The 21533-nt window shown below is 65.3% G+C and carries 24 protein-coding genes and 1 tRNA gene; 11 read left to right on the top strand and 14 right to left on the bottom strand.

Annotation, left to right across the window (positions count from 1 at the left end):
- Window positions 1–2 precede the first annotated feature (2 nt).
- The 3 genes from AC1DVM_RS02475 to AC1DVM_RS02485 all read right to left on the bottom strand — a co-directional run bounded on the left by AC1DVM_RS02475 (window position 3) and on the right by AC1DVM_RS02485 (window position 4282).
- Window positions 3–941 (bottom strand): ring-cleaving dioxygenase, encoded by a 939-nt coding sequence (locus tag AC1DVM_RS02475; protein ID WP_477251742.1) that lies wholly within the window; start codon window positions 939–941, stop codon window positions 3–5.
- 102 nt (window positions 942–1043) lie between these two features.
- On the bottom strand, window positions 1044–2597 hold the full coding sequence (locus AC1DVM_RS02480) for a helicase HerA domain-containing protein (protein WP_477251744.1): 1554 nt from the start codon (window positions 2595–2597) through the stop codon (window positions 1044–1046).
- Between the two features lie 182 nt (window positions 2598–2779).
- The gene (locus tag AC1DVM_RS02485) at window positions 2780–4282 is read right to left on the bottom strand and encodes an MDR family MFS transporter (protein WP_477251746.1); all 1503 of its coding nucleotides are present in this window, start codon (window positions 4280–4282) and stop codon (window positions 2780–2782) included.
- Between the two features lie 182 nt (window positions 4283–4464).
- Between AC1DVM_RS02485 and AC1DVM_RS02490 the strand changes: the two genes are divergently transcribed.
- The 3 genes from AC1DVM_RS02490 to AC1DVM_RS02500 are packed head-to-tail and all read left to right on the top strand — an operon-like array spanning window position 4465 to window position 6987.
- Window positions 4465–5658: a winged helix-turn-helix domain-containing protein gene (locus AC1DVM_RS02490; protein ID WP_477251747.1), complete on the top strand. Its 1194-nt coding sequence runs from the start codon at window positions 4465–4467 to the stop codon at window positions 5656–5658.
- 55 nt (window positions 5659–5713) lie between these two features.
- A complete protein-coding gene (locus tag AC1DVM_RS02495) occupies window positions 5714–6448 on the top strand; it encodes a phosphatase PAP2 family protein (RefSeq protein ID WP_477251749.1) in 735 nt (244 codons plus the stop codon).
- Window positions 6445–6987, top strand: coding sequence for a regulatory protein RecX (locus tag AC1DVM_RS02500; RefSeq protein ID WP_477251751.1), 543 nt, complete (start codon window positions 6445–6447; stop codon window positions 6985–6987). Before AC1DVM_RS02495 ends, AC1DVM_RS02500 begins: the two co-directional genes overlap by 4 nt.
- Here the strand turns inward: AC1DVM_RS02500 and AC1DVM_RS02505 are convergent.
- The gene (locus AC1DVM_RS02505) at window positions 6984–7625 is read right to left on the bottom strand and encodes a DUF1345 domain-containing protein (RefSeq protein ID WP_477251752.1); all 642 of its coding nucleotides are present in this window, start codon (window positions 7623–7625) and stop codon (window positions 6984–6986) included. The two genes, AC1DVM_RS02500 and AC1DVM_RS02505, sit on opposite strands and share 4 nt — an antisense overlap.
- A 159-nt stretch (window positions 7626–7784) precedes the next feature.
- On the opposite strand from AC1DVM_RS02505, the gene AC1DVM_RS02510 reads away from it, so the two are divergent.
- Window positions 7785–8207, top strand: a complete 423-nt coding sequence (locus AC1DVM_RS02510) for an OsmC family protein (protein WP_477251754.1) — start codon at window positions 7785–7787, stop codon at window positions 8205–8207.
- Between the two features lie 66 nt (window positions 8208–8273).
- Here the strand turns inward: AC1DVM_RS02510 and AC1DVM_RS02515 are convergent, their stop codons facing one another.
- From AC1DVM_RS02515 to fabA, 4 genes are all read right to left on the bottom strand, one after another.
- Entirely contained in the window at window positions 8274–8903 is a 630-nt protein-coding gene (locus AC1DVM_RS02515; protein WP_477251756.1) for a DsbA family protein, read from the bottom strand.
- Window positions 8904–9079: 176 nt separating this feature from the next.
- Window positions 9080–9910 carry an enoyl-ACP reductase FabI gene (gene fabI, locus AC1DVM_RS02520; protein WP_477251758.1) on the bottom strand — a complete coding sequence of 277 codons (831 nt, stop codon included), beginning with the start codon at window positions 9908–9910 and terminating at the stop codon, window positions 9080–9082.
- Window positions 9911–10010: 100 nt separating this feature from the next.
- Window positions 10011–11234, bottom strand: a complete 1224-nt coding sequence (fabB, locus tag AC1DVM_RS02525) for a beta-ketoacyl-ACP synthase I (RefSeq protein WP_477251760.1) — start codon at window positions 11232–11234, stop codon at window positions 10011–10013.
- 121 nt (window positions 11235–11355) lie between these two features.
- Window positions 11356–11874 carry a 3-hydroxyacyl-[acyl-carrier-protein] dehydratase FabA gene (fabA, locus tag AC1DVM_RS02530; protein WP_477251762.1) on the bottom strand — a complete coding sequence of 173 codons (519 nt, stop codon included), beginning with the start codon at window positions 11872–11874 and terminating at the stop codon, window positions 11356–11358.
- Between the two features lie 201 nt (window positions 11875–12075).
- Between fabA and irr the strand changes: the two genes are divergently transcribed.
- Both irr and AC1DVM_RS02540 read left to right on the top strand, forming a co-directional pair.
- A complete protein-coding gene (irr, locus tag AC1DVM_RS02535; protein WP_477251764.1) occupies window positions 12076–12546 on the top strand; it encodes a Fur family transcriptional regulator Irr in 471 nt (156 codons plus the stop codon).
- 43 nt (window positions 12547–12589) lie between these two features.
- Complete coding sequence (locus AC1DVM_RS02540) at window positions 12590–13468, top strand: EamA family transporter (RefSeq protein ID WP_477251766.1); 879 nt, start codon at window positions 12590–12592, stop codon at window positions 13466–13468.
- 11 nt (window positions 13469–13479) lie between these two features.
- Here AC1DVM_RS02540 and AC1DVM_RS02545 read toward each other — a convergent pair whose 3' ends face one another.
- Entirely contained in the window at window positions 13480–13629 is a 150-nt protein-coding gene (locus AC1DVM_RS02545) for a DUF3096 domain-containing protein (protein WP_477251768.1), read from the bottom strand.
- Between the two features lie 51 nt (window positions 13630–13680).
- Window positions 13681–14214, bottom strand: a complete 534-nt coding sequence (locus AC1DVM_RS02550; RefSeq protein ID WP_477251770.1) for an SH3 domain-containing protein — start codon at window positions 14212–14214, stop codon at window positions 13681–13683.
- Window positions 14215–14469: 255 nt separating this feature from the next.
- Here AC1DVM_RS02550 and AC1DVM_RS02555 point away from each other — a divergent pair, with 255 nt between their 5' ends.
- Window positions 14470–15462, top strand: a complete 993-nt coding sequence (locus AC1DVM_RS02555; protein WP_477251772.1) for a 2-hydroxyacid dehydrogenase — start codon at window positions 14470–14472, stop codon at window positions 15460–15462.
- A gap of 69 nt (window positions 15463–15531) precedes the next feature.
- Complete coding sequence (locus AC1DVM_RS02560) at window positions 15532–16257, top strand: sulfate transporter family protein (RefSeq protein WP_477251774.1); 726 nt, start codon at window positions 15532–15534, stop codon at window positions 16255–16257.
- Window positions 16258–16286: 29 nt separating this feature from the next.
- Here AC1DVM_RS02560 and AC1DVM_RS02565 read toward each other — a convergent pair whose 3' ends face one another.
- Complete coding sequence (locus AC1DVM_RS02565; protein WP_477251775.1) at window positions 16287–17333, bottom strand: complex I NDUFA9 subunit family protein; 1047 nt, start codon at window positions 17331–17333, stop codon at window positions 16287–16289.
- A gap of 180 nt (window positions 17334–17513) precedes the next feature.
- On the opposite strand from AC1DVM_RS02565, the gene AC1DVM_RS02570 reads away from it, so the two are divergent.
- From AC1DVM_RS02570 to AC1DVM_RS02580, 3 genes are all read left to right on the top strand, one after another.
- A tRNA-Leu gene (locus tag AC1DVM_RS02570) sits at window positions 17514–17598 on the top strand.
- A 248-nt stretch (window positions 17599–17846) separates the two neighbouring features.
- Window positions 17847–18290: a hypothetical protein gene (locus AC1DVM_RS02575; RefSeq protein WP_477251777.1), complete on the top strand. Its 444-nt coding sequence runs from the start codon at window positions 17847–17849 to the stop codon at window positions 18288–18290.
- Window positions 18291–18345: 55 nt separating this feature from the next.
- Window positions 18346–18672, top strand: coding sequence for a DUF1476 domain-containing protein (locus AC1DVM_RS02580; protein WP_477251779.1), 327 nt, complete (start codon window positions 18346–18348; stop codon window positions 18670–18672).
- A gap of 52 nt (window positions 18673–18724) precedes the next feature.
- Here the strand turns inward: AC1DVM_RS02580 and tam are convergent, their stop codons facing one another.
- From tam to AC1DVM_RS02595, 3 genes are read right to left on the bottom strand one after another with little or no spacing between them, the layout of a single operon-like run.
- Window positions 18725–19498, bottom strand: a complete 774-nt coding sequence (gene tam, locus AC1DVM_RS02585) for a trans-aconitate 2-methyltransferase (protein WP_477251781.1) — start codon at window positions 19496–19498, stop codon at window positions 18725–18727.
- 15 nt (window positions 19499–19513) lie between these two features.
- Entirely contained in the window at window positions 19514–20515 is a 1002-nt protein-coding gene (locus tag AC1DVM_RS02590; RefSeq protein WP_477251783.1) for a peptide ABC transporter ATP-binding protein, read from the bottom strand.
- On the bottom strand, window positions 20512–21531 hold the full coding sequence (locus AC1DVM_RS02595; protein ID WP_477251785.1) for an ABC transporter ATP-binding protein: 1020 nt from the start codon (window positions 21529–21531) through the stop codon (window positions 20512–20514). The genes AC1DVM_RS02590 and AC1DVM_RS02595 overlap by 4 nt, the downstream gene beginning before the upstream one ends.
- Window positions 21532–21533: the final 2 nt, after the last annotated feature.

Below are 21533 nucleotides of genomic sequence, written 5' to 3' on the forward strand. Positions count from 1 at the left end.
GGCTAGAGCGGTTTCAATCCCGCTTCGATCTCGGCCCGGCGCCCTTCGAGGAAGGGCGGAAGGGCGAGGCGTTCGCCGAGGGTTTCCATGGGCTCGTCGGTGGCAAAGCCCGGCCCGTCGGTCGCGATCTCGAAGAGAATTCCGTTGGGCTCCCGGAAATACAGGCTCTTGAAATAGAAACGGTCGATCGGCCCGCTCGATGGCGCGCGGATCGTGCGCAGGCGCTCGGCCGCTTCACGGTAGGTCTCGTCGTCGGGTGTGCGGAACGCCACATGGTGGACGCCGCCGGCCCCCGGATGCGTGGGTTCCAGATGCGGTTCGACCGCCACATGGAGTTCGGCCGCCGGTCCGCCATCGCCCATCTCGAAGACCTGCACGGCGGATTGGCCGCGCCGATACTCCCGGGTCGCGCGCATGCCCATGCCGTCGGCGACGACACGGCCGGTCGGCTCCAGCCGCGGCACGCTCATGGTGATGGGGCCGAGGCCGCGGATTTGATGCTCGGCCGGCACCGGGCTGCGATCCCACGGATGGGCCTCGCCCGCGCCGCCATCATCGACGAGGCCGAGACGCTGGCCCTCGTGGTCCTCGAAATCCAGCCACAAACGACCGTCGCGTTCGACAATGCCCTCGTGGGCGATGCCCCGCGCCGCGAAGCGGTCCTTCCACCATGCGAGCGTCGTCTCGCCGCTCACGCGCAAGGCCGTGTGCACGATGCTGTTGGTGCCCCGCCGCTCGCGCTTGGTGGGAAAATCGAAGAACGTCAGGTCGGAGCCCGGGGACGCGAGCCCGTCGGCATAAAACAGGTGATAGGCGCTCACATCGTCTTGGTTGACCGTCTTCTTGACCAGCCGCATCCCCAGAGCCTGCGTGTAGAACGCGTGGTTTCCGGGCGCGTCCGCCGAGACAGCGGTCAGGTGATGAATTCCGGTGAGTTTCATGGCTCTTCTCTCCACTCTTGCTGCGAGGAAGATAAGGTTGCGAAGACGCACGCGCGACCCCGGCTAATGCCAAATTTCATTTGCACGAACGCAAGACGACTTTCAGCCGACCGCGAAAAGGTCCCGGCTCTCGGTGATAGCCGCCGGCTCCTCGTAGGCGTTCTGATCGCCGGGTCCGGTTTCCCATCCAAGATCGGGAAGGGCGATGATGCGCAGACCGCGGGGATCGTTGCGGGTGACCACGAGGTTACGGCTTTCCAGATAGGCGACGAGCCGGCGGGCCCTTCCGGGCGAGCGGCTGCCGCAGGATCGGGCGATTTCGCCATCGGCCGGACAGGGGGCGCCCATCATCGCGGCGCGGGCGAGGAGCAGGTAGACGCCCTGGATATCTTCGGCGAGATCCGCCGCGAACGCCATCGCGCGACCCCAGTCGGCACCCGCTGCGGTGTCCGCGTCGACACCCGCGCGGGCAACGGCCAGGAGCCGGCGGAAGGCGGGCAGGTTCGGCGGTTCCCCGCCGATCCGCTTGATGCGGCAGCGCACCAGAAAGTCCTGATAGAGCACCGCCACGGTTCGAAACGCCGCTTCGGGATCGGCAAGGATCTCGCGCAGGATCGTATCGAGCGCCACCTCCCGAGCGGCCTTCGATTCGTCCGTCATCTCCGGCGCTGCCTCAGGGGCCGGGGGACGCGAACGTGCGAGCTGGGCGAGGAGGTCGTTGGTGGCCGGCGGAGGCGGGGCCACCGCGCGGCGCGGCGCGACCGGCCGCGCGACTTCGTCCTCGCCGGCGGTGAAAATCAGATCGCGCGCTTCTTCCTTGGCCTGGTCCGGCAGCGGCATCAGCTTGAACGAGCCGCTGCGCGCGGAGGTTTCGACTTCGCCGATGCGCACGGGAACCGGCCGACGCGAAAGGGCGGGGCCCAGCGCCACGAAATGCCCGCGCTCGAGATCGCGGAACATCTCGGCCTGCCGGCGCTCCATGCCCAGGAGATCGGCGGCGCGCGCCATGTCGATATCGAGGAAGGTCCGGCCCATGAGGAAGTTGGAGGCTTCGGCCGCGACGTTCTTGGCGAGCTTCGCCAAGCGCTGGGTCGCGATGATGCCGGCCAATCCGCGCTTGCGGCCCCGGCACATCAGGTTGGTCATGGCGCCGAGCGAAATCTTCCGTGTCTCGTCCGAGACTTCCCCCGCGGCCGATGGAGCGAAAAGCTGAGCCTCGTCGACCACCACCAGCATCGGGTACCAGAGGTCCCGGTCCGCATCGAACAGGCCGCCGAGGAAAGCCGCCGCGCAACGCATCTGCGCCTCGGTATCGAGACCCTCGAGGTTCAGGACGACCGAGACGCGGTGCTGGCGCACACGAGCGGCGATTCGCTGGAGGTCTCCCTCGCTGCGGGCCGCATCCACCACCACGTGACCGAATTTTTCCGCCAGGGTGACGAAGTCGCCTTCCGGGTCGATGACCGCCTGCTGCACCATCGGGGCGCTTTGTTCGAGAAGGCGGCGCAGCAGATGCGACTTGCCGGAGCCGGAATTGCCCTGGACCAGCAGACGGGTCGCCAGCAATTCCTCGAGATCGAGCATCGCCGACGAGCCCTTTGCGGCTCCCGACGCCATCCCCGAGGAGACCTGCCCCATATCGATGCCGACCTTCATCCGCCTCCCTTTCGCAATGCCCTCTTGGCGACCAACCGCTTAGCACATCCGACGAAGAGTCAGCGAACGGGGCCGGAATGCTCCACAGGGCAAGAGGCCGCAGGCGCCCCAAGAGGCCGCAGGCGCCCAAGAGGCCGCAGGCGCCCAAGAGGCCGCAGGCGCCCAAGAGGCCGCAGGCGTATTCAATCGGCGATGGCCGCCTCGGCGGCGCGGACCGCGCTGCCGCGCAGGGGCAATTCCTTCATCCGCAGGAGGAAGAACAGCGAGAGACCGAACCCCACGAAGGCCGCCCCGAAAACGTACCGGAAGGTCTCCGCCATATCGGCGCCCTGTTGCGCGGCCGCCGGACCGAGCGCCTCGTGGCTCGATGCGCCGCCTACTCCCGACAGACCGAGAATGATCGCGCCGAAGATCGCCACGATGAACGCGCCTCCGATGGAGCGGAAGAAATTGGCCACCCCCGTGGCCGTGCCGAGCTCGTGGGGTCGGACCGCGTTCTGGATCGCGACCGTGCTGACCGGCAGCAACGTTCCGAGCCCGACGCTGAGGAAGCCCAGCACGATCTCGATCCCCGTCAAGGAAAGAAGGTGGCCGGCCGCCACCAGAATGCCGGTGCCGACCAAAGACGCCGCCAGGCCCACGACCGGCACCCGCTTGTAATGGGTGATCTTGGCCATCAGCGTCCCCGACAGGTTCGCGCCGAGGACGGTGCCGGCCATCAGGGGGATCAGCGCAAGGCCCGAATGGCTCGCCGACAATCCCCGCACCGTCTCGAAATAGACCGGCAGGTAGATGGTCAGGCCGATATAGGTGCCCATGCCGAAACAGGCGGCAAGCACCCCCATCCGAACCACCGGGTTGTGCAGGACGCCGGCCGGAATCAGCGGCTCGACAGCCGTCCCCATGCGCCAGCTGAAGAGCATCCAGAATACCCCCGACAGAACGACCAGGGCCAGAATGGGCATGGAGATCCAGGGATAGCGCAGACCGCCCCAGCTCAGCGCGAGCAGGATCGACACGGTGGCTGCGACCAGCAGAAGGGCCCCCAGAAGATCGAGCTTGTGCGGCCGCTCATGCCGCGGCAGGCGCTTCAGGCCCCGATAGGAGATCAGGAAAGCCAGCAGTCCGAGCGGAAGGTTGATCCAGAAGATCATCGACCAGTGCAGATGCTGGGCGAAAAAGCCCCCCAGCACAGGCCCGGCGAGACTCGATGTCATGAACACGCTGGCAAAATACACCTGATAGCGCCCGCGATCCCGGGGCGCTACGAGATCGGCCACGATGGTCTGCGACAGGGCAATCAGCCCCCCGCCGCCGAGGCCCTGCAAACCGCGCGCCAGAATGAGAATGAGCATCGAGGGCGCCAGCGCGCAGGCGATGGAGCCGATGATGAACACCGAGATGCCGATCAGCAGGGTGATTCGCCGCCCATGCGCGTCGCTGAACTTGCCATAGAGCGGCGTCGCCACCGTGGCGGTCAGGAGATACGAGGTGACCACCCATGGAAGATGCTCGAGGTCCCCGAGCTCGCGCCCGATGGTCGGCAACGCGGTGGCGATGATGGTCTGGTCCAGCGCGGCAAGCAGCAGCGCCACCATCAGGCCGATGATGATCGAGCGGATCTCGGCCTGGGTCAGCGGCGGCCCGTCGGTCGCGGATCGGCTGGGAGGTGTGGCTTGGTCCATGACATCCAACGTTGGTGGTCCGTCGCTCATAGCCCAGGAATGGGGCGGCGTCCCGGCGCGTTCTGCAACGCAGATATACAGCGCGCGGGTCGAGAGGCGAGAGCAGGCGCTCCCGCGAGGCCCGGGCTTGCGACCTGGGCCGGATTGGCGCTACCTCTTGCATCCATTTCATCCCGGTCTTTATGCCCGTTCGCACGCGACTTTCCCTCTCTCAGGCCCGCCGGATCGCCCTCGCAGCCCAAGGGTTCGGCGACGCGCGCCCGGCGGCTCCCGGGGCCCGGCACGTGGCCCGCACCCTCGGGCGCTCCAAGCTGTTCCAGATCGATTCGGTCAATGTGCTGGTGCGCGCCCATTACATGCCGCTGTTCTCGCGGATCGGGCCGTATGATCGGGGCCTCCTCGACAGGGCGGCCTACCACCCAACGAAACGGGCCACCTTCGAGTACTGGGGCCACGAGGCTTCGCTGATCCATCTCGATCTCCACCCCCTGTTCCGCTGGCGCATGGACCGCGCGGCGCGGGGCGAGAGCATCTATGGCGGGCTGGCGAAGTTCGGGCGCGAAAAGCACGTCTTCATCGAAGAGGTGAGGCGCGAGATTGCCGAAGGCGGCCCCATCGGCGCCGGCGGACTCTCCGGAGGTGGGAAGGGCCTTGGGTCGTGGTGGGGATGGAGCGACGGCAAGCGGGCTCTCGAATGGCTGTTCTGGGCAGGCGAGGTGACGACCGCGACGCGGCGGGGCTTCGAGCGCATCTACGACCTGCCGGAGCGGGTCCTGCCGGCCTCGGTCCTCAACGCGCCGACGCCTCCGGAGGACGAGGCGCAACGCCGGCTTCTGACGCTGGCCGTCCAGGCCCTCGGGATTGCGAGCGAGCGCTGCCTCAGGGACTATTTCCGCATCGAGCCGGCGGACGCCAAAGCGCGTATCCCCGAGCTCGTCGAGGCGGGCGCGTTGCTCCCGGTAGCGGTCGAAGGCTGGCCGGGGCCCGTCTATCTCGACCCTGAGGCGCGCGTTCCCCGGCGCATCGATGCGCACGCGCTGCTGTCGCCGTTCGATCCGATCGTCTGGGAGCGCACGCGCACCGAACGCCTGTTCGATTTCCGGTATCGCATCGAAATCTACACGCCCGCCGAGAAGCGGGAATTCGGTTATTACTGTCTGCCGTTCCTCCTCGGCGAGAGCATCGTCGCGCGGCTCGATCTCAAGGCAGATCGTGCCACCGGCCGGCTTCTGGTCCATTCGATCCACCCCGAGGCGAACGCCCGGCGCGATGAGGTCGCCCCGGCGCTTGCCGGTGAGTTGCGCCGGATGGCCGACTGGCTCGGCCTCACCGAGATCGTCACACCGAAGCCCTGGGCAAGGCTGCTCGCGATCTGAGCCACAGCCGAAAACCGCTTCACACTTTTCGACATCATGCTCTATCTCTTCAGCCATGCAGTTTCTCATCGCGCCCGCGACACGCCTCTGGCTCCGCTTCCGACTGAACGAAGTCGGCCCATTGCTGTCCCTATCGGCCTTCGGCCTTTTTGCCTGGGCGTTCATCGCCCTCGCAGACGAGGTCCGCGAAGGCGAAACGCAAAGTTTCGACCGGGCGCTGTTGCTTGCCCTGCGGAACCCTCAGGACCCCGCCGACCCGATCGGACCGGGTTGGCTCGAAGAGGCGGCGCGCGACATCACCGGGCTTGGAGGCGATACGGTGCTGACGATCGTGACCCTCGCCGCATTCGTGTATCTGCTCCTCGCGGGGAAACGCGCCGCCGCCCTTCTGGTGCTGGTGGCGATCATCGGGGGCATGTTGCTGTCGACCGGTCTGAAACTCGGCTTCGAGCGGGCGCGGCCGGATCTCGTGCCCCATGGGGCCCGTGTCTACACGGCAAGTTTCCCCAGCGGCCACGCCATGCTGTCAGCGGTCACCTATCTCACGCTGGGCGCATTGCTCACACGCGTGCAGGAGCGTCGCCGCATCCAGGCTTTCCTGATGGGGCTGGCGCTCTTCCTCACGCTGCTGGTCGGAATCAGCCGCGTCTATCTCGGGGTGCATTGGCCGAGCGACGTGATGGCCGGGTGGGCCGTCGGCGCCGCGTGGGCGGCCCTGTGCTGGTTTGTGGCGCTGCAATTGCAGCGGACCGGCGCGGTCGAGGATCCCGGTGAGACCTCTCGCCCTTGAGCGACGCCATCGAAAAGGCCGCCCGCAAGGTTCCGCGAAAGGTCACTTCGGCTTATCTGCAGCGGGCCGCCATGGCGTATCTCGAACGCTATGCGGCCTCCGCCGAGCAATTGCGCCGTGTTCTCACGCACAAGGTCGCCAATCGGTGCCGCCTGCGCGGGGAAGATGCGGCGGAATTCCGGGACGCCATCGACGAGGTGGTGGCGAAAAGCCTGCGCGTCGGCCTCGTCGACGATGCCCGCTATGCGCAGGGACGGGTGGCGAGCCTTCGCCGCCGCGGCGGTTCCGCGCGCGCCATCCAGGCGAAGCTGTCGCTAAAAGGTGTCGACCGCCAGACGATCGCCGCGGCCCTCGATGGACATGACGGGGATGACGAGGAGGCGGCCGTGGCGTTCGCGCGGAGGCGCCGGCTTGGTCCCTATCGGCCGGGGGAACGGTTGCCATACCGCGACAAGGACCTGGCCGCGATGGCACGGGCGGGTTTCGGCTTCGGTATCGCAAAACGGATCGTCGATGCGCCGGGCGAGGACGAGCCCTAGATCAGGCTTGCACCCACATTGATGGCGAGCGCCAGAATCATCGTGTTGAAGAGAAACGACAGGATCGTGTGGGCCAGCACGAGGCGGCGCATTTTGCGCGACACCACCGTGACGTCGGAGGTCTGGGCGGCCGCCCCCATGTTGAACGAGAAATACAGGAAGTCCCAATAATCGGGCTTGTCCTCCTTGGGGAAAACCAATCCGCGCCGCTCACCGCCATCGCCGTAGAATTCGTGTGCGTAGTGGATCGCCCAGATGGTGTGCACGAAGAACCACGAACACAGGATCGTGATGCCGGCAATGGCGAGGCGAAAAGCCTGATCGGGCGCCTGCTTTTCGTGGATGCCGTGCAGCTCGATCCCGATGGCCGCCAGACTGGCCAGAGCGGCCGCGACGGTCAGGACGAGAATAGCCACCGCGCCGACATCCTCCACGCTCGCGCGCTTGCGGATCGACTCCGGGCTCGACCGGGCCGCCAACTCGCCAGCGAGCATCAGATACAGAACGGCACCGATATCCCACGAGACGAGAAAGCGTGAATTCGCCCGCCACGCGGAGGGCAGCAGCATGAAGGCGACGATGGTCGCGAGCACGGCGCCCAGGAGGCGGGGGCGAAGCCACCCCGGAATGAGGCGCATGGTTCATCCTTCTGAGCGGCGTCCGGCGCGCGCAACGTCGGTGGCTTGCACCGTAACGACGCCGGACGCGGCGGCAAGCAGGCTTTTTCCGCCTGCGCGATGGCAATCGCGATACCGCGCTCTAATTGCAAGCGCGAACCAACCGAGGGAGATACAGGTATGGATCGCAAGGCAAAGGCCGTCTGGCAAGGCACGGGCAAAGAGGGAACCGGACATCTCTCCACCGATTCGGGCGTCCTCGCTTCGGCCCCGTATTCGTTCAAGACGCGGTTCGAGAACGAGAAGGGCACCAATCCCGAAGAACTGATCGCCGCCGCGCATGCCGGGTGCTTCACCATGGCGCTCGCTTTCCAGCTTCAGGGCGCAGGCTTCACCCCGACGGAACTCACCACCGAGGCCGCCGTGTCGCTGGACAAGGACGGTGACGGATTCAAGATCGGTAAATCGCACCTCACCCTCAAGGCGAACGTTCCGGGTATCGACCGGGCCAAATTCGAGGAACTGGCGCGGACCGCCGAGAAGAACTGCCCGGTCTCGAAGGTGCTCAATGCGGAGATCAGCATGGATTTCACGCTCGCCTGAGAGCGTCCAGTTGCCTGCGGGACGGCCCAAGCTCCTCCCCTTCATGGGGAGGAGTGATTTCGCGAATTATGCGCGCGCCCTGGCGATGGCCTCGCGCTTCTGCTCAAGCGTCATGCCCCCCACATAGGCCTCGGATGCGACGAGATAGGACGGCGTCGCAACGAACCCGAGCGAGTTGCCGAGCGTGAAGGCGTCCTTCATCCACTGGGTGGTGCGGTCGCTGTCGGCGGCCTCGATGATACGCTTTCGGTCGCCGCCGAGACGCTCGGCCTCGGCGACGGCGCGCTCGCCATTGACGGCGCCGCGGAGCGAGAAGAGCGCGAGATGGAGCGGCAGATAACGCTCCGGCCCCTGCGCCTGCAAAAAGCCCAGGGCCGCCCGTGTGGCCTCCACCGAAGGCTTGCCCAGAACGGCAAAATTCACCAGCACGTAGGTGAGATCGGGTTCGGCCTTCAGGAGCGCCTGCAGATCGCCTGCCGAGCGTTTGCACCACGGACAATTGTAATCGAAATACTCCACCATGATCACGTCGCCGCGCGCATGTCCGAGCCGCACTGCCGAACCTAGATCGAGCGTGTCCTCGACGAGTTCGATGGGAACCCGCTGCGCCTCCGGCGCCGATTGAGCGTGGGCCTTGGCGGACACGCCCGACAGGGCAAGGCCGGCGAGAAGCGTACGACGGGACAGAACGATCATGATGAACGGCACTCGAGACAAAAACGCCGCGAGGCCGTAAGGCGCTCGCGATGACGACGCGGTCTTGCGCCGCCTTCGCGGCTCTTGAAGCGTCGGATTGCGGTCTTTTTCAGATCGTCGGAAGGTGACCCAGTCACCCTCGAGCGTGAGGGCCAAAGGCGAGACCGGCGCGGGGCCTAGTCTTCGTCGCCCGTGACGCCGGCTGCATCCTGCGCCTTCAGCACGTCGGGCCGGGGCATCGAGATGGTGTTGTAGCCTGAATCCACATAATGGATCTCGCCCGTGACGCCGTTCGAGAGATCCGACAGAAGATAGAGGGCGGAACCGCCCACATCCTCGATCGTCACCGTGCGCCGTAAAGGAGCGTGCGCCTTCTGGTAGGTGTACATGAGCCGCGCATCCGCGATGCCCGCACCCGCGAGGGTCCGCACCGGACCGGCCGAGATGGCGTTGCAGCGAATGTTGTCGGGGCCGAGATCGGACGCGATGTAGCGCACGCTTGCCTCCAGCGCGGCCTTTGCGACGCCCATAACGTTGTAGTTCGGCATCACCCTGGTCGAGCCGCCATAGGTCAGCGTCAGGAGCGATCCGCCGTTTTTCATGCGCTTTGCCGCGCGCTGGGCAATCTCCGTGAAGGAGAAGCATGAGATCACCATGGTGCGGGAAAAATTGTCCCGCGTGGTGACGTCCACGTAGGGACCCTTGAGCTGGGATTTGTCGGAAAAGCCAATCGCATGCACGACGAAGTCGAGCCCGTCCCACCTCTTGTCGATGGCCTCGAAGGCGGCGTCCACCGACGCGATATCCTCGACGTCGCACGAGACCACGATATCGGATCCGAGCGATTGCGCGAGCGGCGTCACGCGGCGGCCAAGCGCCTCGCCCTGATATGTGAAGGCGAGGTCGGCGCCGTGCTGGCTGAGTGTCTTGGCGATGCCCCAGGCAATCGAATGGTCATTGGCGACCCCCATAATGAGGCCACGCTTTCCTTGCATCAGACCGTTCACGCAAAAAATCCCCTTATGTCCGCTGCTCGGGCCGCAGCCGAAGGCACGATCCGGAAATCGTGCCCCTGTGGCCATATCAAGCAGCGAACGCGATGTCGTTTCAATCTTTGTAACGGCTGAAGACAAGCGTCGCGTTGGTGCCGCCGAAGCCGAAGGAATTGGACAGCACCGTGTCGAGCTTGACGTCGTCGATGCGCTTGCGGACGATGTTCATGTCGGCGACCGCCGGATCGATTTCCTCGATATGGGCGCTCTCGCAGATGAAATCGTTGTTCATCATCAGGAGCGAATAGATCGCCTCCTGCACGCCGGTTGCACCCAGCGAATGGCCGGTGAGGGATTTGGTGGCCGAGATCGGCGGGCATTTGTCGCCGGAGCCGAAGACCTCGCGGATCGCCTCGATCTCCTTCAGGTCGCCGACGGGAGTCGAGGTGCCGTGCGGGTTGATGTAGTCGATCGGGGCCTTCACGGTCTGGAGGGCCATGCGCATGCACCGCACCGCGCCTTCGCCCGAGGGCGCCACCATGTCGTAGCCGTCGGAGGTCGCGCCATAGCCGATGATCTCGCCGTAGATCTTCGCGCCGCGCGCCAGCGCGTGCTCAAGCTCCTCGAGCACGAGGACGCCCGCGCCGCCGGCGATCACGAAGCCGTCGCGATTGGCGTCATAGGTGCGCGATGCGGTGGCGGGGGTGGCGTTATACTTGGACGACATTGCCCCCATGGCGTCGAACAGGTTCGACATCGACCAGTCCAGATCCTCGCATCCGCCGGCGAACATCACATCCTGCTTGCCCATCTGAATCGTCTCGTACGCATTGCCGATGCAATGGTTCGAGGTCGCGCAGGCGGAGGAGATCGAATAATTGACGCCCTTGATCTTGAACCAGGTCGCAAGCGTCGCGGAGGCCGTGGACGACATCGCCTTCGGCACTGCGAACGGCCCGATGCGCTTGGGACCCTTCTCGCGGGTGATGTCGGCGGCCTCGATGATCGTGCGGGTGGAGGGCCCGCCCGATCCCATGATGATGCCGGTGCGCTCGTTGGAGATGTCCTCGGGGCTCAGCCCGGAATCGGCGATCGCCTGATCCATCGCCACGTGGTTCCATGCCGTCCCCAGGCCGTGGAAGCGCATGGCTCGGCGATCGACGAGCTCCTCCGGGTTGAGCGTCGGCTTGCCGTGCACCTGGCAGCGAAAACCGTATTTCACATGGTCTTCGGCCGTGGTGATGCCGGATTTCGCTTCGCGCAGGGAAGTCAGAACCTCCTGCGTGGTGTTGCCGATGGACGAGACGATGCCCATTCCGGTGACGACGACGCGCCTCATAGCCTACCTCTTCAAAGGAAAGTTCCGCCAAGCCTGACCCATGAAGTAGGGTCGGCGGTTGTCATTCTCAACATTAGGCCCGCATTAGGGCCGGAAACGGGATGGTGCCGGGCGTGTCCGCTCAGCCCCCCGCGGCGTCGGCCTGGAAGAGTCCGACCCGGAGGTCCTTGCCCTCGTAGATCCGCTTTCCGTCGGCTTCGAGCCAGCCATCGGCGATGCCGAGAACCAGTTTGGAGCGGAACACGCGCTTGAGATCGACGCCGTAGACCACTTTCTTGTGGGTCGGCAGGACCTGGTCGCTGAACTTGACCTCGCCGATGCCGAGCGCGCGGCCGCGACCCGGCGATCCCGACCAGCCGAGAAAAAAGCCCACCATCTGCCAAAGGGCATCGACGCCCAGGCACCCCGGCATCACCGGATCGCCTTTGAAATGGCAGGGGAAAAACCATAGATCGGGCCTGACGTCGAGCTCGGCCACCACGTGCCCCTTGCCGTAGGCGCCGCCATCCTCGCCGATCGACGTGATGCGGTCGAACATCAGCATCGGCGGAAGCGGCAATTGCGCATTGCCGGGACCGAACAATTCTCCCCGGCCGCAGGCGAGGAGTTCTTCGTAATTAAAGCTCGACTGGCGCGCCATGCCGGATGCCGATCCTTCTCAACATATTGTCATTGAAAGCCCCGGATGGACCGGGACCACGAACTGGGGGCTCTGGTAGCACAGGCTTGGCCGTCCATCAAAGGGGCCGGACGGAGCCTTGCGGGGATGCGCTCGCTTTCTTATCATTGTGATGATAGAAGCCCTTTTTCAACAGACAGTTCCGGCCAAACAGCTTTGACGATGACCGATCCCCTATCCGCCTATATCGAGTCCACGTCCGCGCCTCTGCAACGGCGAGGGTGCCCGCTGTCCGAATTGCGGGACAAGCTGCGCCGCGTCGGCCTGCGCCCGACCCGCCAGCGGGTTTCGCTCGGCTGGCTGCTGTTCGGCAAGGGCGACCGGCATATCACCGCCGAAGTGCTGTTCGACGAGGCGACGCGCGCCCGCGTGCCGGTCTCGCTCGCCACCGTCTACAACACCCTGCACCAGTTCACCGAGGCCGGCCTCCTGCGTCAGCTCGCAGTGGATGGCGCCAAGTCCTATTTCGACACCAATCCCAGCGAACACCACCACTTTTTCCTCGAAGACGAGGGCGAGCTTGTGGATATGCCGAGCGCCGGCATCAATGTCACCGAACTGCCCGAGCCCCCCGCCGGCATGGAAGTCGCCGGCGTCGAGGTGATCGTCCGCTTGCGCCGCAAGGCCGCCTGACCCCGTTCACATTCACGGCTGATCGAGGCCCTGACGTTTCGACATGCCGCTCACCCACATCCTGCTCGCCATTCTGGTCGCCTTCATCTGGGGGCTGAGCTTCGTCGTCATCAAGGTCGGCGTCTCCACGACGCCTCCGCTGGTGCTCTGCGCTCTCCGGTTCGTTTTCGCGGTCTTCCCTGCGATTCTCTTCGTGCCGCGTCCGAAAACCGGCTGGCGGTTCCTGATCGGATACGGGTTCTTTCTTGGCATCGCCCAGTTCGGGCTGCTGTTCGCCGCCATCGCTCTCGGCATGCCCGCAAGTCTGGCGTCGCTGGTGATGCAGGCGCAGGTCTTCTTCACCATCCTGTTCGCGTCCGTCCTCATGGGCGAGCGTCCCGGCCCGCACCAGATCGTCGGGGGCATCGTCGCCTGCCTCGGGCTGATCCTGATCGCCTGGCCGCGTCTTGCCGGCAGCGAAGCGGTGCCGTTTCTGATGACGGTGGTGGCGGCCGCCGCCTGGGGCGTCGCCAACATCATCTCGAAACGGGCCGGGCGCATCGACATGCTGGGTTTCGTCGTCTGGTCGAGCCTGATGGCGCCGATACCGCTACTCGGCCTGTCCCTGTGGCTCGACGGCCCGGACCGGGTCCTGGCCTCGTTCATGCAGCTGGATGCGGCGGCGCTCGGCGCGGTCGCGTATCTGGCCTACCCGACGACCATCTTCGCGTTCGCCATCTGGGCATGGCTCCTGTCCCGCCATCCGGCCGCCACGGTGACGCCCTTCGCGCTCCTCGTGCCGGTCGCGGGGATCATCGGCTCGGCGTTCTTTCTCGGTGAGATCATGCGGCCCGTCGAGGCCATCGGCGGTGCCGTCATCGTGCTGGGCCTGGCGATCAACATCTTCGGCCTGCGCCTGGTCAGGCGCCTGCGGGCCGCTTGAGGCCCGGCGCCTTAGCGGATGAGCCCCAACCCGTAGATTCCGAACGCGATCAGGAAAATCGCCACGAATACGTTGAGGAAACGCGGCGCGACGATCGACGCGACACCGAGAATGATGGCGAGCAGGGGCAGAAGGTTCTTGAGGCTGAAGGAAAGCGTCATCGGGGTCTCAGGTTCAAGTTTCAGGGTCTGTCGGAGAAAGCGGACAGGGCTTCATTCGACCTTTTCGTTGGGATAGACGCCCCACAGCTTTTCCTGGCGGACAAAGCCGTCGACGTCGCGGGCGCGGTCCATCGGAATGGTGACGCGGCACCAGCCCTTGTCGCAGGTTTTGATATTGGCGATGACGCCCGGCTGGAGGTTCGCCAGGACGCCGCCTTTTTCTTCCGCACGGTCGAGAAGCTGGATCGGCGGCTGGTCCGGTTTTGCCCAAGGCATCACCTGGGCGGTCCGGCGACCGGAGAGGAGCGAGTGCAGCACCCAGCCGTCCGTGCCTTCCGCGTCGCGAATCCGCCGCCATGTCTCGTATTCGGCCACGATTTCGACCGGTAGCCCGGCGCGCTGGAACACCCAGGCGGTCCGATGATCCTTCGAGGGTCCTTCGCGCAGGTTCACCCGATCGGTCTTGAGGCTCACATAGCGCGGCACCGGAAGCCCGGTCCCGAGGCGTCCGCCCGGGGGGGTCTGCGCGGATGCGAGCGATGCGCCAAATCCCAGCACGACGAGGGCCAAGATGATCTTGCGCATGGTTTCCTTCACCTTCGGATTTGTGCGGCGGGCCGAGCCTCTGGTAGAGAAGCGTGACGGCCGTTGCCACGGCTCATCGCCTGATGGGTGAGCGAAGGGTCGCGGACGTCGTCGTGTCTCGTCTCTCTTACTCGCCGAGACACGGTTAAGAGACCGTGAAGGTCGTGCGTGGGCGGGTGCGTTTTTAAGTGTTCGGGCCGGGTCGTGATCCGGATCGAAGCAGAGGCCGGACAAGATGATGGGACATTGCCAAGCATGAAGAAGAGACCCCTCGTCGTCGTGACCCGCCGCCTGCCGGACGTCATCGAGACCCGGATGCGCGAATTATTCGACACAAGGCTCAACCTCGAGGACAAGCCGCTCTCGCGAGAAGAGCTTGCCGAGGCGGTAGCGAAAGCCGACGTTCTGGTGCCGACGCTGACCGACGAAATCGACGCTGATCTGCTGGCGAAGGCCGGTCCGGACCTCAAGCTCATCGCAAATTTCGGCAACGGCATCGATCACATCGATGTGCCGGCCGCTTTGGCGCGGGGCATCACCGTCACCAACACCCCGGGCGTGCTGACCGAAGATACCGCCGACATGGCGATGGCGCTGATTCTCGCCGTCGCGCGCCGGATTCCCGAAGGCGCCCGGATCGTTCCCGATGGCGATTGGGCCGGGTGGTCGCCGACCTGGATGCTTGGTCGACGGATCACCGGCAAGCGCCTCGGCATCGTCGGCATGGGGCGCATCGGCCAGGCGCTCGCCCGCCGCGCCAAGGCTTTCGGCCTTTCGATCCACTATCACAATCGCCGCCACGTACCGGCCAAGGTCGAGCAGGAGCTCGAGGCGACCTATTGGGAATCCCTCGACCAGATGCTGGCGCGCATGGACATCGTGTCGGTCAATTGTCCGCATACACCCGCCACCTTCCACCTCCTGTCGGCCCGCCGCCTCAAGCTGATGAAGCCCGATTCCATCTTGGTGAACACTGCCCGCGGAGAGGTGGTCGACGAGGTGGCCCTGACGCGCCTCATCGAGGCGGGCGCGATCGGCGGGGCGGGGCTCGATGTGTTCGAGGAGGAACCGGCGGTCAATCCGCGCCTGCTGAAGCTTGCCCGCGCCCACAAGGTGGTGCTGCTGCCCCATATGGGATCGGCTACGCAGGAGGGCCGCGTCGATATGGGCGAGAAGGTCATCGTCAACATCAAGTCTTTCATCGACGGCCACAAGCCGCCGGACCGGGTCTTGCCGAGCATGCTGTGATTCGCCCTCTGGCGGCGTTCGCCGGGACCCTATGCCAAACCCTTCCCCCCTGTTGTCGAGAGTTCGCCGATGCTGATCCCCTCTGTCTACGCGGCGGCGCGCCAGGTGTTTTCAACGCCGCTCCGCGGCATCCTGTGGAAGTCGCTCGCCCTGACGGCGGCGTTGCTCATCCTGGTCTGGCTCGGGCTCACCCGGCTCGTCGGCTGGTTCCTCGAGGGCCATTCGCTCAGCACCAGCTACCCCATCCTCGACAGCTTCGCGTTCTTCCTGGCCGGTGCCGGCCTCTTCGTGGCGCTGGCCTATCTCCTGCCCGTGGTGTCGGCCATTGTTGCCGGATATTTCCTCGATGACGTGGCCGAGGTGGTGGAGGAAACCGACTTTCCGGCCGATCCGCCGGGACAGGCACTCCCCGTCGGCCGCGCCATTCTTTACGGGTTGCGCTTTGCCGGTTTGTCGCTGCTGGTCAACCTCGCGGCCCTGCTGCTGTTCTTCATCCCCGGCGTCAATATCGCGGTGTTTTTCATGGCGAACGCCTATCTGCTGGGGCGGGAATATTTCGAACTCGCAGCAGGGCGGTTTCGATCGCTCGACGAGGCGGCGCGGATGCGGGTCGCGAATCGCGGAACGGTTTTCGCAGCCGGCGCCATTATCGCAGGACTCGTGTTGGTGCCGGTCCTCAACCTGCTGACGCCGATCTTCGGAGCGGCCCTGATGGTCCACGTGCACAAGCGGCTGAGCGCCTCGCGCGGCAGCGCGATCCTGCCGCCATCGCGAGGCAGGTCGTCCGGAACCTGAGATCCTGACGGGCGGAGCCGCCGCCTCGCCTAGGTCGCTGCCCGGTTTTCGTGCGGGCCGGCCGGCGGTGTCTCGGCGGAATTGCGTTTCAGGTCGAACTGGCCCGTGCGCCGGAAGCGGACGAGATAGGTCGGCACCACGGCCTCGAAGGACGTCGGCACGACGCCTAAGCCCGCCAGGGTGCGACCCTCGGCGATGGCCTTGTCCGACACGACGTTGTCGGTTTCCAGCATGATCGCCTGATCGCGGGTCATCACCAGGTCGTCCGGCATCAGGCCCAGGGTAACCTTGTCGAGAAAACCCAAGGTTCTGCCCTGCAGCCGCCCGAGGGACTTGGGAAGAGACAGGATGACGGCGCGCCGCTCGGTCGCCTGAAGAACGAAGCTGACAATGTCCCGCAGGGTGCGGATTTCAGGCCCGCCCAGTTCGTAGACACGCCCGCCGGGAACCGAGCCTTCGACCGCGCGCGCGATGACTTCGGCGACATCGCCCACGAAGACAGGCTGCAACCGCGTATCCGCGCCCACGAGCGGCAGGACCGGCAGAAGTCGTGCGAGGGCCGCGAAACGATTGAAGAAGCTGTCACCAGCCCCGAAAAGCAGCGATGGACGAATGATGACCGCATCGGGCCGCTTTTCGAACAAGGCCGCCTCGCCCTCGGCCTTGGTCCGCGCATAGGCGGCCTCGGAACGGCGATCCGCCCCGATGGCCGAGACCTGCACCAGATTGGCCTTCGGAGACGCGGCTTCGGCGATGAGGCGCGGCCCCTTGGCCTGGAGGTCGTCGAATGTCTGCCGACCGCCCTCCTGCAGGATCCCCACCAGGTTCACCACATGGTCCGCCCCCGCGACCGCGCGCGCCACGGAGGCCTTGTCGCGCATGTTCGCCTGGACGGCCTGGATCTGGCCGACGCCCCCCAACGGCTGGAGAAAAAACGCGCGCTCGGGCCGGCGTGTCGCGACCCTTACGCGATAGCCCCGTCGCGCCAGCGCCTGAACGACGTGCCGCCCGAGAAAACCGGTACCGCCGAAGACCGTGACGAGCTGCTGCGAGGGCGTGCGGATCGGGGCGATCATGGAAGCCTCCTGCCCGGCGATAAGGCCGGAAACGGATATCGAAAAACCAATGTTGCACCGTCTCTACTGAAACGCCGCGCACGTGTGAAGGGGCCGCCAGCGGGATAAGCCGCAAACCCGCACTTTAGGCGATTGACGCGCCGCCTGCGGGGCCTTAAACGAAGCTCGCCGAACAGGCATGCCCAGGTGGCGGAATTGGTAGACGCACTGCTTTCAGGTAGCAGCGATGCAAGTCGTGGAGGTTCGAGTCCTCTCCTGGGCACCAAATCCGAGTTTCAGGACATCTGATAACGTCCGAGACTGATTCAAAAGGCCCGGTTTTTCCGGGCTTTTTTGTTGTCCCCGGTCCAGGCGGTGGCCTCGACCGCCGCGGCGCGCTCCTCGCCTCATGCGGACGGCCTTGCCGAGCGCTCGCTTCCTGTCGTCGCTCCCCCCTAAGACCATTTGTTAGCGAGGCCCGCGCGGTGAGATAATTTCGGCCGCGCAGCATCTTGGCTGCCCGGGAGACCTATCATGAGAAAGCTCGCGCTTTGTGCCGGGGCTGCCCTCATTGTCCTCGGCAATGTCGGATCGGCCGACGCGCAGTACCGTCGTGGCTACGGCTATCACGGCGGCGTGCGCGGCTATCCGCATGTGTATCGGGGGTCGGGGTGGTACGGCGGTGGCGGTCTCGCGGCCGGCCTTCTGGGAGGGCTCGTGCTTGGGGGACTTGCCGCGGCCGCGACCGCGCCGGCATATTCCTATCCGTATGGCTACGGCTATGGCCCCTCTTATGGCGGCGGCTACTATCCTGTGCGCCCTGTCCGCCCCTATTACGGCTACCCCGCCGCGCCCTATTACGGCCCGGGAATCGTCTATTCGGCCGACCCCTATGCGGCGCCTCATGAAGTCTACGGAGGCTATCGGACGGTCTATCGGCCGGGATACGGGCGGGTGGTTATCGGCGCGCCATACTGAAGTTGTTTTGGGTTTATCATGATCGGTGTCTTCCAGCGTGAACCGGGAGTGATCCATGACATTGTTCAACGATCGCGAGCGGGCGTTCGAGCAGATGTTCGTGCACGACGCAGAAGCTCGCTTCAGGGCGTTGGCGAGGCGCAACAAGCTGCTCGGCGAATGGGCCGTTGCACAGCTTGGTCTGAGCGGCGACAGGGCATCGGCCTATTTGAACGGCGTCAGCCGCAGCGTGGTGGCGGCTGTGGTGGATGAAAGTCTCGTGGAGAAACTCACCGCCGATTTCGCCAAGGCCGGAATCAGCCAATCCGCCGAACAGATCCGCGAGAAGATGTCCAGCCTCATGACCACCGCCATCAATCAGGTCCGCTCGAGCACGTGGTGACGGGCGTTCGGACGTGAGGCGGCTTGTGGCTGCGCCACATTCGCGATCGTCGTCACAGGCGTTGCGCAACGAAGAAGAGTCGGGGAAACCGCAACAGCACCTTGCCGTCTGCCTGGGCCGGATAGGCGTGCGCCAGTTCGAGTTGGTAGCGCTGGAGAAAAACGGCGCGGTCGTGCGGCGGCAGCGGGTCGAGATAGGGTTTAAGGCCGGTCGCCTTGAACCACTCGACGATGGCGCCTACCCCATCGAGAGCGTGCACGTAGGTGGTGCGCCAGATGTCGACACGGCAGCCGGCTCGCTGCAGGCAAGCGTAATAATCCTCGAAGGATCCGATTGTCTCCCGCGCGGTCGCGGCCGCCGCGAGGGCGGCGCTCCATGGGCCATTGCTTGCGACCTGCGCCATCAGGAGATGGGACGGTTCATGGAGGTTGTCGGGCATTTGAACGGCGAGGCACCCGCCGGTTTTCAGGTACGAGACGAGGCGCGGCAGCAGGGTAGGGTGATCCGGAAGCCATTGCAGAACGGCATTGGCGAAAATCAGGTCGAACCGCTCAGCCGGCGTCCAGTCCCGCAAGTCCACGCGATCGAATGCGATTCCCGGCAGGCGCTCGCGCGCCTTCGCGACCATGGCGGCGGAGCTGTCGAGCCCGGCGATCCGTGCCGTGGGGAACCGCTCCAAAAGAAGCTCGGTGCTGTTGCCCGGTCCGCATCCGAGATCCACGCAGCATTCTATCTGCCCTAAGGGAACGCGCCGCAGGAGGTCGATCGCGGCGCGCGTGCGCTCATCCTCGAACTTCAGATAGAGGCCCGCATCCCAATCCACCAACGCGGAGCCTCCCGTTCACATGATCGGGCTGCTGATCGGCGGATCGACGAGAAAGTCCTCCGCGTAATGGCAGGCCACCTGCCGGTGATCGACGATCCGCAGGGGCGGTCGCTCCGCGCGGCAACGGTCCGTCACATAGGGGCAGCGGGTCGAGAACACGCAGCCTTTCGGGGGGTTCAGCGGTGAGGGCAGTTCGCCCTTGAGCACGATCCGCTTGCGCTTCTCGCCTCCCGAGACGGCGGGTGTCGAGGAGAGCAGGGCCTGCGTGTAGGGATGCAGCGGGCGGGCGTAGATCCGCTCTTTGGGCCCCTGCTCGACCGTATGCCCGAGATACATGACGAGAACGTCGTCGGCGATATGACGCACGACGCTGAGGTCGTGGGAGATGAACAGGTAGGCAAGGCCGAGTTCGCTCTGCAGATCGGCGAGAAGGTTCAGCACTTGCGCCTGGATCGACACGTCGAGCGCCGAGACCGGCTCGTCCGCCACCACCAGCTTGGGAGACAGCATCAATGCGCGCGCAATGGCGATGCGCTGGCGCTGCCCGCCCGAGAACATGTGCGGATAGCGATTGTAATGCTCCGGCCGCAGGCCGACCTTGGTCATCATGGCGCGCGCGCGTTCGCTGCGTTCGGCCCCCGATAGCTTGGTGTTGATGGCCAGGGGCTCTTCCAGAATCGCCCCCACCTTTTTTCGTGGATTGAGGGAGCCATAGGGGTTCTGGAAGACGAGCTGGACCGTGCGGCGCAGGTCCTTCGCCTTGCCGGAAGGCGGATTGATCGCGTCGATCCCGTCCAGATTCAGCGTTCCTTCGGTCGGCTTCTCGATGAGGGTCGCCATCCGCGCGAGGGTCGATTTCCCGCAGCCGGATTCCCCCACCACGGCGAGGGTCTTGCCGGGTTGCAGCGTGAAGGAGACTCCGCCGACGGCCTGCAGCCTGCCGGGCTCCTTGAACAGGCCCCGGCGGACTTCGTAGACCCGCTTGAGATCGTGGGCTTCGATCACAGGAGTGCTCACGACGCGATCTCCTTGGCGGGGACGGGATGGTCGGCCAGCCGCCTCGCTTCCCGCGATGGGTCGCCGAGCGGGTAATGGCAGCGGATCTGACCGCCGGCCCATTCGCGCAATTCCGGCCGGACGTTGCGCGAATGCTCGGTCGCGTAGGCACAGCGCGGGCTGAACAGGCAGCCGCGGGGGCGATCGTAAAGGCCCGGGACGACGCCGGGGATCGTCGCCAGGCGACCGTCGTGGCTGTGCTCGGGCAAGGCGGCGAGGAGCGCCGCCGTATAGGGGTGCTGCGGCGAGGCGAACAGATCCTCGGCCGCCCGCTCCTCCATCACCTGTCCGGCATACATGACCATGATGCGCTTGGCCGTCTCGGCGATCACGCCCATGTCGTGGGTGATCATGACGAGCGCCATGTTACGCTCTTTCTGAAGCGTCACGAGCAGATCGAGGATTTGCGCCTGGATCGTCACGTCGAGCGCTGTCGTCGGCTCGTCGGCGATGAGCAGCTTGGGATTGCAGGCGATCGCCATGGCGATCATCACACGCTGGTTCATGCCGCCGGACATCTGGTGCGGAAAGGACGAGAGCCTGCCCTCCGGAGACGGAATGCCGACCTGTTCGAGCAATTCGATGGCGCGGCGCCGAGCGGCCTTGCGGTCCATCCCCTCGTGAAGACGCAAGGTCTCGGTCAATTGGAAACCGATGGTGAAACACGGGTTGAGGCTGGTCGTGGGCTCCTGGAAGATCATCGCCACGTCCTTGCCCGTCAGCTTGCGACGATCCCGGTCGGAGATGGTGAGAAGATCCTGTCCGTTGAACGACAATTTGTCGGCCGTGACTTTTCCCGGAAACGGGACAAGGCCCATGAGCGCCAGCATCGTGACGCTCTTGCCGGAGCCCGATTCGCCGACGACGCCGAGAACCTCGCCTTTTTCGAGGGTCAGACTGACGCCGTCGACCGCTCGCATGATTCCGCCTTGCGTGGGAAATTCGACGGACAGGTTTTTGATTTCGAGCAGAGCCATGA

This window comes from Microvirga sp. P4_A5 (assembly GCF_056402495.1).

Coding starts and splice junctions, on each gene's coding strand:
- AC1DVM_RS02475 (WP_477251742.1), bottom strand. CDS start 941: ATGAAACTCACCGGAATTCATCACCTGACCGCTGTCTCGGCGGACGCG.
- AC1DVM_RS02480 (WP_477251744.1), bottom strand. CDS start 2,597: ATGAAGGTCGGCATCGATATGGGGCAGGTCTCCTCGGGGATGGCGTCG.
- AC1DVM_RS02485 (WP_477251746.1), bottom strand. CDS start 4,282: ATGGACCAAGCCACACCTCCCAGCCGATCCGCGACCGACGGGCCGCCG.
- AC1DVM_RS02490 (WP_477251747.1), top strand. CDS start 4,465: ATGCCCGTTCGCACGCGACTTTCCCTCTCTCAGGCCCGCCGGATCGCC.
- AC1DVM_RS02495 (WP_477251749.1), top strand. CDS start 5,714: ATGCAGTTTCTCATCGCGCCCGCGACACGCCTCTGGCTCCGCTTCCGA.
- AC1DVM_RS02505 (WP_477251752.1), bottom strand. CDS start 7,625: ATGCGCCTCATTCCGGGGTGGCTTCGCCCCCGCCTCCTGGGCGCCGTG.
- AC1DVM_RS02510 (WP_477251754.1), top strand. CDS start 7,785: ATGGATCGCAAGGCAAAGGCCGTCTGGCAAGGCACGGGCAAAGAGGGA.
- AC1DVM_RS02515 (WP_477251756.1), bottom strand. CDS start 8,903: ATGATCGTTCTGTCCCGTCGTACGCTTCTCGCCGGCCTTGCCCTGTCG.
- fabB (WP_477251760.1), bottom strand. CDS start 11,234: ATGAGGCGCGTCGTCGTCACCGGAATGGGCATCGTCTCGTCCATCGGC.
- fabA (WP_477251762.1), bottom strand. CDS start 11,874: ATGGCGCGCCAGTCGAGCTTTAATTACGAAGAACTCCTCGCCTGCGGC.
- irr (WP_477251764.1), top strand. CDS start 12,076: ATGACCGATCCCCTATCCGCCTATATCGAGTCCACGTCCGCGCCTCTG.
- AC1DVM_RS02540 (WP_477251766.1), top strand. CDS start 12,590: ATGCCGCTCACCCACATCCTGCTCGCCATTCTGGTCGCCTTCATCTGG.
- AC1DVM_RS02545 (WP_477251768.1), bottom strand. CDS start 13,629: ATGACGCTTTCCTTCAGCCTCAAGAACCTTCTGCCCCTGCTCGCCATC.
- AC1DVM_RS02550 (WP_477251770.1), bottom strand. CDS start 14,214: ATGCGCAAGATCATCTTGGCCCTCGTCGTGCTGGGATTTGGCGCATCG.
- AC1DVM_RS02555 (WP_477251772.1), top strand. CDS start 14,470: ATGAAGAAGAGACCCCTCGTCGTCGTGACCCGCCGCCTGCCGGACGTC.
- AC1DVM_RS02560 (WP_477251774.1), top strand. CDS start 15,532: ATGCTGATCCCCTCTGTCTACGCGGCGGCGCGCCAGGTGTTTTCAACG.
- AC1DVM_RS02565 (WP_477251775.1), bottom strand. CDS start 17,333: ATGATCGCCCCGATCCGCACGCCCTCGCAGCAGCTCGTCACGGTCTTC.
- AC1DVM_RS02575 (WP_477251777.1), top strand. CDS start 17,847: ATGAGAAAGCTCGCGCTTTGTGCCGGGGCTGCCCTCATTGTCCTCGGC.
- AC1DVM_RS02580 (WP_477251779.1), top strand. CDS start 18,346: ATGACATTGTTCAACGATCGCGAGCGGGCGTTCGAGCAGATGTTCGTG.
- AC1DVM_RS02595 (WP_477251785.1), bottom strand. CDS start 21,531: ATGGCTCTGCTCGAAATCAAAAACCTGTCCGTCGAATTTCCCACGCAA.